Source organism: Streptomyces sp. NPDC043726, assembly GCF_056436565.1.
The window spans coordinates 783,836-800,206 of record NZ_JBWKCI010000001.1; the positions used below are offsets into that span (position 1 = coordinate 783,836).

At 67.4% G+C, this 16,371-nt stretch carries 9 protein-coding genes; all 9 read right to left on the bottom strand.

The genetic code is table 11. The features are described from left to right. Positions 1 to 116: 116 nt before the first annotated feature. The 9 genes from AC068Z_RS03635 to AC068Z_RS03675 all read right to left on the bottom strand — a co-directional run bounded on the left by AC068Z_RS03635 (position 117) and on the right by AC068Z_RS03675 (position 16,336). Positions 117 to 629, bottom strand: coding sequence for a hypothetical protein (locus AC068Z_RS03635; RefSeq protein WP_478551884.1), 513 nt, complete (start codon positions 627 to 629; stop codon positions 117 to 119). Then, a complete protein-coding gene (locus AC068Z_RS03640; protein ID WP_478551885.1) occupies positions 617 to 5,263 on the bottom strand; it encodes an RHS repeat-associated core domain-containing protein in 4,647 nt (1,548 codons plus the stop codon). The genes AC068Z_RS03635 and AC068Z_RS03640 overlap by 13 nt, the downstream gene beginning before the upstream one ends. A 108-nt stretch (positions 5,264 to 5,371) precedes the next feature. Then, positions 5,372 to 6,487: an acyltransferase family protein gene (locus AC068Z_RS03645; protein WP_478552284.1), complete on the bottom strand. Its 1,116-nt coding sequence runs from the start codon at positions 6,485 to 6,487 to the stop codon at positions 5,372 to 5,374. A 242-nt stretch (positions 6,488 to 6,729) separates the two neighbouring features. Beyond that, positions 6,730 to 7,923, bottom strand: a complete 1,194-nt coding sequence (gene tuf, locus AC068Z_RS03650) for an elongation factor Tu (RefSeq protein WP_451725270.1) — start codon at positions 7,921 to 7,923, stop codon at positions 6,730 to 6,732. 155 nt (positions 7,924 to 8,078) lie between these two features. Then, entirely contained in the window at positions 8,079 to 10,205 is a 2,127-nt protein-coding gene (gene fusA, locus AC068Z_RS03655) for an elongation factor G (RefSeq protein ID WP_478551888.1), read from the bottom strand. 39 nt (positions 10,206 to 10,244) lie between these two features. Further along, positions 10,245 to 10,715, bottom strand: coding sequence for a 30S ribosomal protein S7 (gene rpsG / locus AC068Z_RS03660; RefSeq protein WP_009330725.1), 471 nt, complete (start codon positions 10,713 to 10,715; stop codon positions 10,245 to 10,247). Between the two features lie 2 nt (positions 10,716 to 10,717). Next, positions 10,718 to 11,089 carry a 30S ribosomal protein S12 gene (rpsL, locus tag AC068Z_RS03665; protein WP_003948652.1) on the bottom strand — a complete coding sequence of 124 codons (372 nt, stop codon included), beginning with the start codon at positions 11,087 to 11,089 and terminating at the stop codon, positions 10,718 to 10,720. A gap of 349 nt (positions 11,090 to 11,438) precedes the next feature. Next, entirely contained in the window at positions 11,439 to 11,933 is a 495-nt protein-coding gene (locus AC068Z_RS03670; protein ID WP_478551890.1) for a DUF1707 and DUF4190 domain-containing protein, read from the bottom strand. Between the two features lie 503 nt (positions 11,934 to 12,436). After that, a complete protein-coding gene (locus AC068Z_RS03675) occupies positions 12,437 to 16,336 on the bottom strand; it encodes a DNA-directed RNA polymerase subunit beta' (protein ID WP_478551892.1) in 3,900 nt (1,299 codons plus the stop codon). Between the last annotated feature and the right edge of the window lie 35 nt (positions 16,337 to 16,371).

Sequence of the window (16,371 nt, forward strand, 5' to 3'; positions counted from 1 at the left end):
CGAGCAACTCCGACAGTCTGCCATATGGGGCAGGGGCCTGGCCAATCGAGCCGGAGAGAATACCCCGGGAGTGACGCAGGTCAAACACCGGTCGCGACGAGGGCGGGGCCAGGGCCTCAGAGCCACTCCCCCGCTTCGTCCTCGGCGTCGTCACCCGGCTCGCGCACCACCACGACCAGCTGCACCGGCGCTTCGGTGTCGTCGTGCTTGACGCCGGCCAGCAGGACCTTCCCCGAGAGCCACCACGCGGTGTGGTCGATGTAGTCCGCGCCGTCGGTCAGATCCTCCTCGGCGGGCTCCAGCCGGTCCCCGAGACCGGATTCCAGCTGCGCGACGACGCGCGGGAGCTCGGCCGAGCCCGCGTCGTAGAGGTCATCGAAGTAGGTGTCGGGGTCCGGCCGTTCGTCCTCGACCTCCCGGTACCAGAGCGTGAACTCGACCTGCACGGACGGCCCGTCGCCCTGGATCCACGCATGCGCGTCACCACGTCGCCAGGTGGTCGCCCACGCCTTCGCCGGATTCCTGCGCTCACCCTCCCAGCCCGCGGCCTCGAGCACACCGGCCGCCGCCGGGCCGGTGAGTTCGCCGAGTCCGGCCAATCGCCCCAGTTCCAGGCTTACGTCAACCATTTACTCATTCCGCTCATACCGTTTCCGGGCACGTGAAAGACCGACAGCGTACCATTTGCCATGGCTTCCGGGAAATGAGTACCGAGCACTTCTCGGAAATGGGCAGCGCCCGCCTCGTTCGAAATGGCGTAACGCACCCCCTTCCCGCCCAGTTCCTCATTCAGTTTCAATAGCTTGGCGGCTTGGTCGGTGATTTTCGCCTCCTTGTAGAAAGAGCTCTCGGGATTGTAGGCGGACTTGGCCCACTCGCTCTCTCGCCCTCCGGTGAACTTCGCCTCCATGATCCAGCCGTTCGTGGGGCCGCCGTCCACATGCACCTCCCGGCCGTTGGAGAGCTTCCATATCTGCTCGTAGTCCACGCCGGAGACGACCCGCTGGTATCGGAACGAGGGACGCTTCAGCATCTTGTCGGTCAGCCAGGCGAGCCCCTTGAAGGTCGGACAGGTCTGGAGCCCCAGCGGGTCGGACCAGACCAGCGGGTTGACCACGTACGCGTAGTGGTCGGGGCCGGCGGCGAGCCCCAGCGGGTCGGGCGAGACGTACCGGGACGTGTACGGGTCGTAGTAGCGGAAGCAGTTGTAGTGGAGTTCGCTCTCGGCATCGAAGTACTGGCCGGGAAAACGAAGCCGACAGGTTTCTTCCGAGTCATGGAGTTCCCTCGGCTCGCCCCACAGGCTCGATCTGTTCTTCCAGACCGCCTCTCCGTCCGGCGAAAGCAATTCACGAGGACTTCCCGCGAGATCGCTCACGATGAGCCGGAATCTCCGGTCCACCTCGCCCTGCGGAGCATCACGGAGCCATTCACAAGTGCTCTGCGCGACCGCCCGGTGTCCCTCGGGATCGTATTCCCAGGTGACACTGGTCGCGCCGTCTGATCCCCGATCGTGTATTTCCTCCGCCAGTCGGCTGCCGTCCCAGACGAAGAAGACGGCCTCGGCCACCTCCCCCGAGGAATCCAGACGCTCCTTCGATATGCGGCGCCCGAGGGGGTCGTAGGTGTAGCGCCAGGTCGTCCCGTCCGGGGTGACCAGACCCGTCAGCCGGTCATCGGCGTTCCAGCGGTACGTCCAGATCTTTTGCCGGCCCGAGAGCGTTCTCCTGGTCCGCCGGACCACGCGGCCCTGGGCGTCGTACGCGTAGGTGGTCCGTCCGGCCCGCCTCAGCCGGTTTCCGGTGTACTCGAACCGCTGCGCGGGTTCCTGCCGGCCCCCGTCCGCGTGCTCCCGGCCGGACTCGATCAGTCGGCCGCCGGCGTCGTAGACGTAACGCTCGGTCCAGGACTGTGCGTCGACTCCGGCGGGCCGGCCCGCCGCGTCCAGGGCGTATCGCGTCCGGCCGTCCAGGGCATCGACCTCCTCGACGGGACCGGCGGGGCCCTGCAGGTACTGACGGTCCGTCGACGCCGTTCCCGAGGCCCCCTGCCGCGCGCTGACGACCGTCTGCCGCCGCATGCGGTGCAGCGCGTCCCAGCTCTGGCGCACGGACAGCTGATCACCCAGCTTGATCTCCGTCTCCCTGCCCGCGGCGTCGTACGCGAAGTGCAGGGCGTGGTCGAAGGCGGCGAGCTCCCGCGGCTGCCCGTCCGGGGTGTAGGACCAGGTGCTCAGCGCCCCGGACGGCGTGACGCGTGTGGTGCGACGGCCGGCGAGGTCGTAGCGGAAACTGCTCGTTCTTCCGTTGACGGTCTCCTCCGTGACGCGGCCGTACTCGTCGTGGGCGAAGGTGAGACGGACACCGGGCGACCGCGCTTCCGTCAGCAGCCCGGCCTCGTCGTACCGGAACACCGTGGTCGAGTCTCCGGCACGCTTCTCGACGACGTTGCCGACCGTGTCCCGCAGGTACTCGACCGCCTCGCCGGCGCCGTTGATCTGCCTGACCAGCCGCCCCACCTCGTCGCGCACGTAGCTGAGGGAGCGCCCGTCGAAGTCCTGCTCCGCGGCCAGGTGACCGGCCGCGTCGTATTCATAGCTCCACGTGAGCCCCTGGGCGTTGGTGACGGCGGTGAGGCGCAGCTCGGTGTCGTGGTCGAAGCGGAGCGTCGCGCCCGCGGAGTCGGTCCTGCTCACCAGGAGGTCGAAGTGCGAGTACGCCGACGTGGTGGTCGCCCCGGCGGCGTCCGTGTACGCCAGCAGGTTGCCCTCCGCGTCCCAGGTCCAGGACTCCCTGGTGCCGTCGGCCGCGACCCGCTCCCTCCTTCTGCCCTCCGTGGTCCACGAGATACGGGTGATGCCGCCCAGGGGATCCGTCACGGTGTCGATCCGACCGAACGCGTCGCGGGTGTACTCGACGGCCGCACCGGAGGCACTCGTCACCCGTACCGGCAGTCCGGCGGCGTTCGTCACCAGGGACATGGTCGAGCCGAGCGGATCGGTGATCCCGGTGAGCGCGCCCCCCGGGCCGTAGCGGAAGGTGGTCTCGGCGCCCCCCGGCTCCACCACGGACGTGCGGTTCCCGCGCTCGTCGTAGGAGTAGGTGCGCACGGCGCCGTCGCCGCCGACGGTGACGACCGGCAGGTGCCACCGGTTGTATTCGGCCGTGGCCCGGCGGCCGTCGGGGCCGGTGATCGATGTGACGTTGCCGGCTTCGTCGTAGGTGTACGCCGTCTGCCGTCCCACCGGGTCGGTCTGCTTGAGCAACCGGCCGTGCCGGTCCCACTCGAGCGACTCCCGCCGGCCCAGCGGATCGGTCACCCCGACGAGTTGCAGCAGCTCGTTGTAGTCGTAGCGAAGAGCGTGCCCGAGCGAGTTCGTGTAGGTCGTGCGGCGCCGGGCGGTGTCGTAGGCGATGACACAGTTCAGGTATCCGTCGGCACCCTGACCCGCCACACAGCGGTCCTCGCCGTCGTACGTGAACCGGTACCAGCTGCCGTTGCGGTCGGTCCAGGAGACGATCCGTGCGCGGTCGTCGTACGCGAGCCGGAGGGGCCGCCCGGACGAGTTGTAGATCTCGGTGAGGTTCCGGTCTGCCGAGTACGCGTACCGCACCACCGGCGTCGCGCCCTCGGTGTCGGTGCCGCCCCGCAGCCACAGGCCTGTGACCAGGCCGTCCGTCGTCCGGACGTCGATGTGATAGCCGCCTGAGTGCCGTACGGCCGTCGGGGCGCCGTCGGCACTGCGGTCGAAGTCGACTCGGTTGTCGTTACGGTCCGTGATCGCGGACAGTGCCAGTGTGTACGGCATGTCCGGCAGCGGCTCGGTGACGACCGCGAAGTGCCGGGTGACGCCGAGGGCGGGGTCATGGATGCGCAGGGTGCCGTGGTCCGGTCCGTCCCACTCCAGAGGCCAGCGCGGGCCTTCCAGCGGCATGGTCGGCACGCCGGGGCTGGGCACGGGATAGGCGAGGATCATGCCGTCCTCGGCGGCGAACAGCACGCCCTGCCCGTCGAGTTCGACCCGCTCGTCGAGCGTCGACGCCCACGACCTTCCGAACCATCGTCCTTCCCGGTAGGTCGAGATGTGGGTGCGCTTCAGCGCCACGGACAGGACACCCGGCAGTTCGATGTCCGTCTCGTACATCAGCATTTCGCCGCTGACCATGTCGATGGGGTCACCGCCCGGGCATCTCCCGGCCAGCGCCTTGGCTCGGTTCACCAGGTTGCCGGCGCCGCCTCGAAGCGACCTGCCGAGCCCCTTGACGCCCGCGGCCATGCCCTTGAGACCGGTCTTGCCGACGGCTTTGAGGCCCTTGGCGAGTCCGCCGAGCGTGGTCAGACCCTTCATGCCGGGTATGCAGTCCAGCGCCGCCAGCCCCACATCCCACAGAGACGCCCGGCCCTGGGAGTATTTGTAGAGCGTGTCCGCGAGCACGACGAGTGCTGCCACCAGCACGATCGCGGCGAGGATCGGCCCACCGATGATCATCGCGATCACGCCCACCACCGCGACCACGACCTTGCACACCGCGACGATCGTGTCCCAGTTGTCCACGAACCAGTCGCCGATGTCCTCCCACCACGACCGGTTCTGGATCCCCGCGTCCGACGCCTCGTCGATCTTCGTCTTCGCGGTCCGCGCGGCCTCCTCGCGCATCTTCCGCGCGTCCTCGGCCATCTTCTTCGCCGCGTCCAGCGCACCCTGCGCATCGGCCACGTCCGACTTGGCCCGACCGTGCGCGGCCTCCGCCTGCTGCGCGTCACGGGTGGCGGCTCGGACCTTCGCCTCGTCCGGCTTGTCCGCGCCCTTGCTGCCCGTCGGATCGTCCTTGTACTTGTCCGCCTCCTTGCCGGCCCGGGTCACCCAGGAATCCGCCGACGCGAGACGCGACTTGGCCGACGACAGGTCCGACTGCGCCTCCCGGCCCCGCGCCAACGCCCGGTCCGCCAGCGCCTGCGCCCGCTCCAGCTTCGGCCAGTAGTCCGCCAGAGCGTCGCCGCACAACTCGTAGGACTTCTTCAGCTTCCGCAGGTTCTTCGGGACATCGGCGAAGTCCTCCTTGAACACCTGCGCCGACTTCCCCGCCCACTCGGCAAGGGTGGTCTCGCCCGCCATGCCTTTGACCAGACGCAGGGCGTCAGACACGTCGTCCGCGAAGTCGTGCAGTTCCCTGGCGAGTTGGCGGACCTGCTGCGGATCCCCCGGCACCGGATCCCCGTCCAGATCCAGGACATGCCAATCCGTGGGCCGATGCCCCGCCATACCGCAACCCCCGTCACGCACGCATCACCAACAACCGTATGCACACGTGAACTTACACGGCACGTCAGTTCGGGGTGAAGGGAGAAAGGGCGTGCGTGGCGCGCCCTCTCAGCGGCCCGGACGCAAGCGGGCGAACGACGAGTCCAGCCCCCGCTTCAGCAGCCGGGCCACAGGCCGCTCCACCACCCGGTGCACCAGCCGGCTCAGCAGCAGGAAGCCGGCGATCACCAGGGCGACCAGCAGGCGGGGGTCCATCGTGCCCTGGAGGCGGGCGATGACCGCCGTACCGGCCGTGTAGTGCATCAGGTACAGCGGATACGTCAGAGACCCGGCCGTCGCCAGCCAGCGCCACCGGACGCGGTCCGTCCAGCCCAGTGACACCGCGACCATCACCAGCATGAACACGGTGAAGATCAGGACCGCGCCGCGCCAGCCGGACACGCCCTCGTAGTGCACCCGCTCCCCCAGCTCCAGCTGTCCCATCAGCCAGGCCATCGCGAGGATCCCCCACAGCAGCAGGTCCTGGCCGAACCGGTGCATCAGGAAGAGCGCCAGGCCCGCGATGAAGTACCAGGCTCCGTCGGGGTTGGCGAGCAGCACCAGCAGCGGGAAGCCGGACACCGGCGCCAGCATCGCCGCCGTGCCCCAGACACAGCAGAAGACGATCACCCTGCGGTACGTCAGGCCCATCGCCACGACCACCAGGAAGAGCAGGTAGAAGCGCAGCTCCGACCAGAGCGTCCAGTACACCAGGTCCACGTTCGGGACGTCCGAGCCCGCCTGCAGCATCGTCAGGTTGAGCAGCACCTCACGCAGGGGCAGCCTCTCCCACACCCCCGGCACGGCCACCAGCACCGCCGTCGTGAACAGCACCGCGAACCAGTACGCCGGGTACAGCCGGATCACCCGCGACACGAAGAACTGCCGCGGCGTGCGCCCCCAGCACGACATGCAGATCACGAAGCCGCTGATCACGAAGAAGATCTCGACGCCGATCCAGCCGTAGGCGGCGACGTGGAACACCGACGGCATGAGGTCCGACACCGGGCGGCCCCAGATCGCGTTGCCGGGCTGGTCCACCCGCCGGGTGCCGGCGTAGTGGTGCAGCACCACCATCAGCGCGGCGACGAGCCGGATGCCGTCGACGACGTACAGCCGACGGGTGCGAAGCGGTTGCAGCGGGCGTTCCGCCGCCGCGACCGGGGCTTGCTTCGGCAGCGGCATCGACAGAGCGCCGCGCACTTGGTGCATCGGGAAACCTGGCCGTCCTCGGGAGAACACTGAACCCGTAACAGCCAAGACCATCTCCGGGGCGCGCGGGGCGGCGTAACCGGAACCCTCGCAAATCCACCGCACAAGGTTCGGCCAGGTTTCATTCGCGGCCACGGCCACGGCAAAGGGGCCCGTACGACCGAAGTCGTACGGGCCCCTTCAGAGACCTACCGGTCAGCCCTGTCGGGCCAAGATCACTTGGTGATCTTGGTGACCTGGCCGGCGCCCACGGTCCGGCCACCCTCACGGATGGCGAACTTCAGGCCCTCTTCCATGGCGACGGGCTGGATGAGCTCCACCTTCATCTCGGTGTTGTCACCCGGCATGACCATCTCGGTGCCCTCGGGGAGGGTCACCACGCCGGTCACGTCCGTCGTACGGAAGTAGAACTGCGGACGGTAGTTGTTGAAGAACGGCGTGTGGCGGCCACCCTCGTCCTTGGACAGGATGTAGGCCTGCGCCTCGAACTCGGTGTGCGGGGTGACCGAGCCCGGCTTGATGATGACCTGGCCGCGCTCGACGTCCTCGCGCTTGATGCCGCGGAGCAGCAGACCGACGTTCTCACCGGCCTGGCCCTCGTCGAGCAGCTTGCGGAACATCTCGATGCCGGTGACCGTGGTGGTGGTCTTCTCCTGCTTGATGCCCACGATGTCGACGGTCTCGTTGACCTTCAGGACACCACGCTCGATACGGCCGGTGACGACCGTACCGCGACCGGTGATCGTGAAGACGTCCTCGATCGGCATGAGGAACGGCTTGTCGACGTCACGCTCGGGCTGCGGGATGTTCTCGTCCACGGCCTTCATGAGCTCGAGGACGGAGTTGCCCCACTCCTTGTCGCCCTCGAGGGCCTTGAGCGCCGAGACCTTGACGACCGGCAGGTCGTCGCCCGGGAACTCGTACTCGGAGAGCAGCTCGCGGACCTCGAGCTCGACGAGCTCCAGGATCTCCTCGTCGTCCACCATGTCGGCCTTGTTCAGGGCGACGACGATGTACGGAACGCCGACCTGGCGGGCCAGGAGCACGTGCTCCTTGGTCTGCGGCATCGGGCCGTCGGTGGCGGCGACCACGAGGATGGCGCCGTCCATCTGGGCAGCACCGGTGATCATGTTCTTGATGTAGTCCGCGTGACCGGGGCAGTCGACGTGGGCGTAGTGACGGGTCTCCGTCTGGTACTCGACGTGCGCGATGGAGATGGTGATACCGCGCTGGCGCTCCTCAGGAGCCTTGTCGATCTGGTCGAACGCCGAGGCCTCGTTCAGGTCCGGGAACGCGTCGTGCAGCACCTTGGTAATGGCGGCCGTGAGGGTCGTCTTACCGTGGTCGATGTGACCGATGGTGCCGATGTTGACGTGCGGCTTAGTCCGCTCGAACTTCGCCTTCGCCACTGGGGTCCTCCTGTGGAGTGGTTCTGAACGCCTTGCTTCATCGGCGCCAGGTGATCTTTGCTGGAAAGCCCGGGCCCGGGGGCACTTCACCACGATTGCGGTGGAATGCCCCACGAGGCTCCGGAGTCAAGCCTAAGGCGTGGGAACGCGGAGCGTTACTCGCCCTTGGCCTTCGCGATGATCTCCTCGGCGACGTTCCGCGGAACCTCGGCGTAGGAGTCGAACTGCATGGAGTAGCTGGCCCGGCCGGACGTCTTGCTGCGCAGGTCGCCGACGTAACCGAACATCTCCGAGAGGGGCACGAGGCCCTTCACGACGCGGGCACCGGCCCGCTCCTCCATGGCCTGGATCTGGCCACGGCGGGAGTTGATGTCGCCGATGACCTCACCCATGTAGTCCTCGGGCGTGGTGACCTCAACGGCCATCATCGGCTCGAGCAGCACAGGGCTGGCCTTGCGCGCGGCCTCCTTGAAGGCCTGCGAACCGGCGATCTTGAACGCGAGCTCGGAGGAGTCGACCTCGTGGTAGGCACCGTCGAGAAGCGTGACGCGGACGCCCGTCATCTCGTACCCGGCGAGGATGCCGAACTGCATGGCCTCCTGCGCACCGGCGTCGACCGAAGGGATGTACTCCTTCGGGATACGGCCACCGGTCACCTTGTTCACGAACTCGTAGGAGGCGTCGCCGCCCTCGATCGGCTCGATCGCGATCTGCACCTTGGCGAACTGGCCGGTACCACCAGTCTGCTTCTTGTGCGTGTAGTCGACGCGCTCGACGGCCTTGCGGATCGTCTCACGGTAGGCGACCTGCGGCTTGCCGACGTTTGCCTCGACCTTGAACTCACGGCGCATACGGTCGACCAGCACCTCGAGGTGCAGCTCGCCCATACCACCGATGATGGTCTGGCCCGTCTCCTCGTCCGAGTGGACCTGGAACGACGGGTCCTCCTCGGCCAGGCGCTGGATCGCGACGCCCAGCTTCTCCTGGTCGCCCTTCGACTTGGGCTCGATGGCGACCTGGATGACCGGCGCCGGGAAGTCCATGGACTCCAGGATCACCGGGTTCTTGTCGTCGGACAGCGTCTCACCGGTGGTGGTCTGCTTCAGGCCCATCACGGCGATGATGTCGCCGGCGCCCACCGACTCGATCTCCTCACGCTTGTTCGCGTGCATGCGGTAGATCTTGCCGATGCGCTCCTTCTTGCCCTTGACGGAGTTCAGCACGGCGGTGCCGGACTCCAGGCGGCCCGAGTAGACCCGGACGAAGGTGAGCTTGCCGAGGTGCGGGTCGCTCATGATCTTGAACGCCAGCGCGGACAGCGGCTCGTCGTCGGACGGCTTGCGCTTGACGACCAGCTCGGGGTCCTTCACGTCGTGGCCCTCGATGGCCTCGACGTCGAGCGGGGTCGGCAGGTAGCGCACGACCGCGTCGAGCAGGGGCTGAACGCCCTTGTTCTTGAACGCGGTGCCACAGAACACCGGGGTGACCGTGGTGTCCGAGGACTTGCCGGACGCGATGGTGATACGACGGATCGCGGCGTACAGCTGCTCCTCGGAGGGCTCCTGGCCCTCCAGGTACAGCTCCATGATCTCTTCGTCGTTCTCGGCGACGGCCTCGATGAGCTTGCCGCGGTACTCCTCGGCAGCCTCGGTGTGCGTGGCCGGGATGTCGACGACGTCGTACATCTCGCCCTTGGCGGCCTCGGCGGACCAGACCAGGGCCTTCATCGTCACGAGGTCGACGACGCCCTTGAAGTCGGCCTCGGCGCCGATCGGGAGCTGCATGACGAGCGGCTGGGCGCCCAGGCGGTCCGAGATCATGTCCACGCAGCGGTGGAACTCGGCGCCGGTGCGGTCCAGCTTGTTGACGAAGCAGATGCGGGGCACGCCGTAACGGTCGGCCTGACGCCACACCGTCTCCGACTGCGGCTCCACACCGGCAACGCCGTCGAACACCGTCACGGCGCCGTCGAGGACGCGGAGCGAACGCTCCACCTCGACGGTGAAGTCGACGTGACCCGGGGTGTCGATGATGTTGATGGTGTGGTCGACGCCCTCGAGCGGCCAGTGACAGGTGGTGGCAGCAGAGGTGATCGTGATGCCACGCTCCTGCTCCTGCTCCATCCAGTCCATGGTGGCAGCGCCGTCGTGGACCTCACCGATCTTGTAGGACACACCGGTGTAGAACAGGATCCGCTCGGTGGTGGTCGTCTTGCCCGCGTCGATGTGGGCCATGATCCCGATGTTGCGGACCCTGGCCAGGTCAAGCGAAGTGGTAGCCATAAGGCTTCAGTCTTCTCTCGGTCTCGATGTGGACTGCGACTACCAGCGGTAGTGCGCGAAGGCCTTGTTGGACTCGGCCATCTTGTGCGTGTCCTCGCGCTTCTTGACGGCCGCACCGAGGCCGTTCGAAGCGTCGAGAAGCTCGTTGAGCAGACGCTCGGTCATGGTCTTCTCGCGACGGGCGCGGGAGTAACCGACCAGCCAGCGCAGCGCCAGGGTGTTGGCGCGGCCGGGCTTGACCTCGACCGGCACCTGGTAGGTGGCGCCACCGACACGGCGGGACTTGACCTCGAGGGTCGGCTTGATGTTCTCGAGAGCGCGCTTCAGCGTGATGACCGGGTCGTTGCCGGTCTTGTCACGCAGGCCCTCCATGGCGCCGTAGACGATGCGCTCGGCGGTGGAGCGCTTGCCGTTCAGCAGCACCTTGTTGATGAGCGACGTCACCAGAGGAGAACCGTAGACCGGGTCGATGATGACCGGGCGCTTCGGGGCGGGGCCCTTACGAGGCATTTCTACTTCTCCTTCTTGGCGCCGTAGCGGGAACGGGCCTGCTTGCGGTTCTTGACACCCTGGGTGTCGAGGGAGCCACGGATGATCTTGTAGCGAACACCCGGCAGGTCCTTCACACGGCCGCCGCGCACGAGCACGATGGAGTGCTCCTGCAGGTTGTGTCCCTCACCCGGAATGTAAGCGGTGACCTCGATCCCGCTGGTCAGACGCACACGCGCGACCTTACGCAGGGCCGAGTTCGGCTTCTTCGGGGTGGTCGTGAACACACGCGTGCAGACGCCACGACGCTGAGGGGAACCCTCGAGTGCGGGCGTCTTGTTCTTCTCGACCTTGTCCTGCCGGCCCTTACGGACCAGCTGCTGGATCGTAGGCACTACTTCTCCGGTTTCTGTGTGCCGAATGGTGAAGCTAACCTGGAACGTCGCCGACCCACGCGGTCGGGTGTGTCGAATCCGGCGGACTCCCGCCGTGAGGCGAAAAGAGCACAGATTACGGTGGCCGCTCACAGCTCGCTATGCGGTTGAAGGCACGCACGAGAGCCAGGGCACACCCCAGGCACAAGGTCTGAGCGTACCTACCTCATTCGCTGCGGTCAAAACAAATGAGGCCCGCTCACGTCCCCGCACGGCCCATGTCAAGACCGCCCGCCGGGATCGATCTTCGAATCCACGAAATCGATCTTCGAGAACCACGATCCGGACACCCGCTGTGTCGTCTTCGAATTTACGACCCCGACACCGCGGCGGCCACCAGAACCAGCGTCAGTACGACGGCCCAGCCGGCCGTGGACAGCCACCCGAGCACCAGACCGGTCAGCGCGAGCCCGTCGCCGGACTCCCCGGTCCGCTGTATCTCGGAACGGGCCGAGTGCCCCAGCACGACCGCCGGTATGCCGGTGAGCCCGAAACTGACCAGACACAGCAGCCCGCAGACGGCGGACCCGACCGCCTTGCCGTTCGTCCGGGGCGGCGCCGCGGCGACGAAGGGCACCGGGTGCCGCGCCACGGGGCCGTTGGGCAGGTCGGCCACCAGCAGCCCCAACTCCCCCACCGTCCGGGCCGCGTACGCCCGGGCCACCCGCTTCTCGAACTCCGGCTGCTCCAGCCGCCCTTCCCCGAACCCCGCCCGCAGCACATCCACGGCCCGCTCCCGCTCGGCGTGCGAGGCGAGCATCGAAGGGGCACCGCCCTGCCAGGACGGCCACACCGGATACGACATCGGAACACCTTCCCCGTACCGGTCGGAGTCCCTCCATGATGCGCCGATCCGGCATTCCCGGCACAGGGGTCGGACCCGGAGAAAACCCGGATACGTCCCCCCAGGGGACCGGCTCCACGTGCGGGCGCGGAGCCGGGCCAGCAGACTGAGGATCATGTCCGCGCCGCCACCAGCAGCGCCGCCGCGCACACCGACCGCGACCTCCGTGCAGAAGGCGGCGTAGCGCCGTCCTCGCGCCCCTGTGCCCGCTGCTGGGCGGCGTGCTGATCGCGCTCCCGGCACTCGGGCGGCTCGGGCTCGCGCCGACCGGGGTGGCCTTCGTGATCGTCGGGTTCCCGACCTTCGTCACGGGCGTGGAGATCCCCTTCCCGCCGGGCCGGGCACGTCGGTTCCCGCCCGTCGTCATGGTGGCCGTAGGGGCCACGCCACTCGAACAGCCACCCCGAACACGCCGAAGGGCGGCCACCCTTGCGGGTGACCGCCCTTCAACTCAAGCGACTCGCTTACTGGTTGTACGGACCGTAGTCGTAGTCCTCCAGCGGAACGGCCTGGCCGGAGCCCGTGCCGAACGGCGAGTAGTCGATGTCGTCGTAGCCGACGGCCGAGTACATCGCGGCCTTGGCCTCCTCGGTCGGCTCGACCCGGATGTTGCGGTAGCGGGACAGACCCGTACCGGCCGGGATGAGCTTACCGATGATGACGTTCTCCTTGAGACCGATGAGCGAGTCGGACTTGGCGTTGATCGCCGCGTCCGTGAGGACTCGCGTCGTCTCCTGGAAGGACGCCGCCGACAGCCAGGACTCCGTGGCCAGCGAGGCCTTGGTGATACCCATGAGCTGCGGACGACCGGAGGCCGGGTGACCGCCCTCCTGCACCACACGACGGTTCTCGGTCTCGAACTTCGACCGCTCGACCAGCTCGCCGGGCAGCAGCTCGGCGTCGCCGGACTCGATGATCGTCACACGGCGGAGCATCTGCCGGATGATGATCTCGATGTGCTTGTCGTGGATCGACACACCCTGCGAGTTGTAGACCTTCTGGACCTCGCCGACCAGGTGGACCTGGACGGCACGCTGACCCAGGATGCGCAGCACGTCGTGCGGGTTGGTGGCACCCACGGTGAGCTGCTGGCCCACCTCGACGTGCTCGCCCTCGCGGACCAGGACCTTGGCACGCTTGGAGATCGGGAACGCCGTCTCGTCGCTGCCGTCGTCCGGGGTGACGACGAGCTTCTTGGTCTTCTCGGTCTCCTCGATCCGGACGCGGCCGGAGGCCTCGGAGATCGGGGCGACACCCTTCGGGGTACGGGCCTCGAAGAGCTCGACGACACGGGGCAGACCCTGGGTGATGTCGTCACCGGCCACACCACCGGTGTGGAAGGTACGCATCGTCAGCTGGGTACCGGGCTCACCGATGGACTGGGCGGCGATGATGCCGACCGCCTCACCGATGTCGACCAGCTTGCCGGTGGCCAGCGAGCGGCCGTAGCACATGGCGCAGGTGCCGACGGCGGACTCACAGGTCAGGACCGAGCGGGTCTTGACCGTCTCGATGCCCGCGGCGACCAGCTGGTCGATGAGGACGTCACCGAGGTCGACGCCCGCCGGGGCGAGCACCTTGCCGTCGACGACGATGTCCTCGGCGAGGCAGCGCGCGTACACGCTGGTCTCGGCGTTGTCCGCCTTGCGCAGGACGCCGTCGGCGCCGCGCTCGGCGATGGCCAGCTTGAGGCCGCGCTCGGTGCCGCAGTCCTCCTCGCGGATGATGACGTCCTGCGAGACGTCCACCAGACGACGGGTCAGGTAACCCGAGTCAGCGGTACGCAGGGCGGTGTCCGCCAGACCCTTACGGGCACCGTGCGTGGAGATGAAGTACTCCAGCACGGACAGGCCCTCACGGAAGGACGCCTTGATCGGACGCGGGATGGTCTCGTTCTTCGCGTTCGACACCAGACCACGCATACCGGCGATCTGCCGCATCTGCATCATGTTTCCTCGGGCACCCGAGTCAACCATCATGAAGATGGGGTTCGTCTTGGGGAAGTTCTCGTTCATCGCCTCGGCGACCTCGTTGGTCGCCTTGGTCCAGATCGCGATGAGCTCCTGAGTGCGCTCTTCCTTGGTGATCAGACCGCGCTCGTACTGCTTCTGGACCTTCTCGTCCTGCGCCTCGTAGCCGCGGACGATCTCCTTCTTCGCCTCGGGAACGACGACGTCGGAGATGGCCACGGTGACACCGGAACGGGTCGCCCAGAAGAAGCCCGCCGCCTTCAGGTTGTCGAGCGTCGCCGCCACGATGACCTTGGGGTAGCGCTCGGCCAGGTCGTTGACGATCTCGGAGAGCTGCTTCTTGCCCACCGAGTAGTCGACGAACGGGTAGTCCTCGGGCAGCAGCTCGTTGAAGAGCGCGCGGCCCAGGGTCGTACGGAGGCGGAAGGTGTCACCCTGCTGCCACTCGGGCTCGCCCTCCTCCTGCGCCGGCGGGGTCCAGCCGCGCGGCGGGATGGTGCCCACCGGGAAGCGGATGTCGATCGCCGACTGCAGCGCGAGCTCACCGGCGTCGAACGCCATGATCGCCTCGGCCGTGGAGCCGAAGGACCGGCCCTCGCCCTTGGTGTCGCGCAGCTCGCCGTCGGTGGTGAGGAAGAACAGACCGAGGACCATGTCCTGGGTCGGCATCGTCACCGGACGACCGTCGGCGGGCTTGAGGATGTTGTTCGAGGACAGCATCAGGATGCGGGCCTCGGCCTGCGCCTCCGCGGACAGCGGCAGGTGCACGGCCATCTGGTCACCGTCGAAGTCCGCGTTGAACGCGGTGCAGACGAGCGGGTGGATCTGGATGGCCTTGCCCTCGACCAGCTGCGGCTCGAAGGCCTGGATGCCGAGGCGGTGCAGGGTGGGAGCACGGTTCAGCAGCACCGGGTGCTCGGCGATGACCTCTTCGAGGACGTCGTACACGACCGTGCGGCCGCGCTCCACCATGCGCTTGGCGCTCTTGATGTTCTGCGCGTGGTTCAGGTCGACCAGGCGCTTCATCACGAACGGCTTGAAGAGCTCCAGCGCCATGGCCTTGGGCAGACCGCACTGGTGCAGCTTCAGCTGCGGGCCGACGACGATGACGGAACGCGCCGAGTAGTCGACTCGCTTGCCGAGCAGGTTCTGACGGAATCGACCCTGCTTACCCTTCAGCATGTCGCTGAGGGACTTCAGCGGGCGGTTACCGGGACCGGTGACCGGGCGACCACGACGACCGTTGTCGAAGAGGGCGTCGACGGCCTCCTGGAGCATGCGCTTCTCGTTGTTCACGATGATCTCGGGCGCACCGAGGTCGAGAAGGCGCTTCAGACGGTTGTTCCGGTTGATCACACGGCGGTACAGGTCGTTCAGGTCGGAGGTCGCGAAGCGGCCACCGTCCAGCTGCACCATCGGGCGGAGGTCCGGCGGGATGACCGGGACGCAGTCGAGGACCATGCCCTTGGGGCTGTTGGAGGTCTGCAGGAAGGCAGACACGACCTTCAGCCGCTTCAGCGCACGGGTCTTCTTCTGGCCCTTGCCGGTACGGATGATCTCGCGGAGCTTCTCGGCCTCCTCGTCGAGGTCGAAGGACTCCAGGCGCTTCTGCAGCGCTGCGGCACCCATCGAACCGTCGAAGTACGTGCCGAAGCGGTCCCGCAGCTCGCGGTAGAGCAGCTCGTCGCCCTCGAGGTCCTGGACCTTGAGGTTCTTGAACCGGGTCCACACCTCGTCGAGACGGTCGATCTCGCGCTGCGCACGGTCGCGCAGCTGCTTCATCTCACGCTCGGCGCCCTCGCGCACCTTGCGGCGCACGTCGGCCTTGGCGCCCTCGGCCTCCAGCTCGGCCAGGTCCGACTCGAGCTTCTTGGCGCGGGCCTCCAGGTCGGCGTCCCGGCGGTTCTCGACCTGCTGACGCTCCACCGAGACGTGCGCCTCCAGGGAGGGCAGGTCACGGGTACGGCGCTCCTCGTCGACGTACGTGATCATGTACGCCGCGAAGTAGATGACCTTCTCCAGGTCCTTCGGGGCGAGGTCGAGCAGGTAGCCCAGCCGCGACGGAACGCCCTTGAAGTACCAGATGTGGGTGACGGGAGCGGCCAGCTCGATGTGGCCCATCCGCTCACGACGCACCTTGGCGCGGGTCACCTCGACGCCGCAGCGCTCACAGATGATGCCCTTGAAGCGGACGCGCTTGTACTTGCCGCAGTAGCACTCCCAGTCCCGGGTCGGACCGAAGATCTTCTCGCAGAAGAGTCCGTCCTTTTCGGGCTTGAGGGTGCGGTAGTTGATGGTCTCGGGCTTCTTGACCTCGCCGTGGCTCCACTGACGGATGTCGTCAGCGGTGGCCAGACCGATCCGGAGCTCGTCGAAGAAGTTGACGTCGAGCACTATGCGTCAATCCCTCTCAGGGTTGTAAGTCTTTG

Bases quoted from the DNA above. Each gene is read 5' to 3' on its own strand.
- AC068Z_RS03635 (WP_478551884.1), bottom strand. From the start codon at position 629: ATGGTTGACGTAAGCCTGGAACTGGGGCGATTGGCCGGACTCGGCGAA.
- AC068Z_RS03640 (WP_478551885.1), bottom strand. From the start codon at position 5,263: ATGGCGGGGCATCGGCCCACGGATTGGCATGTCCTGGATCTGGACGGG.
- AC068Z_RS03645 (WP_478552284.1), bottom strand. From the start codon at position 6,487: ATGCCGCTGCCGAAGCAAGCCCCGGTCGCGGCGGCGGAACGCCCGCTG.
- fusA (WP_478551888.1), bottom strand. From the start codon at position 10,205: ATGGCTACCACTTCGCTTGACCTGGCCAGGGTCCGCAACATCGGGATC.
- rpsG (WP_009330725.1), bottom strand. From the start codon at position 10,715: ATGCCTCGTAAGGGCCCCGCCCCGAAGCGCCCGGTCATCATCGACCCG.
- AC068Z_RS03670 (WP_478551890.1), bottom strand. From the start codon at position 11,933: ATGTCGTATCCGGTGTGGCCGTCCTGGCAGGGCGGTGCCCCTTCGATG.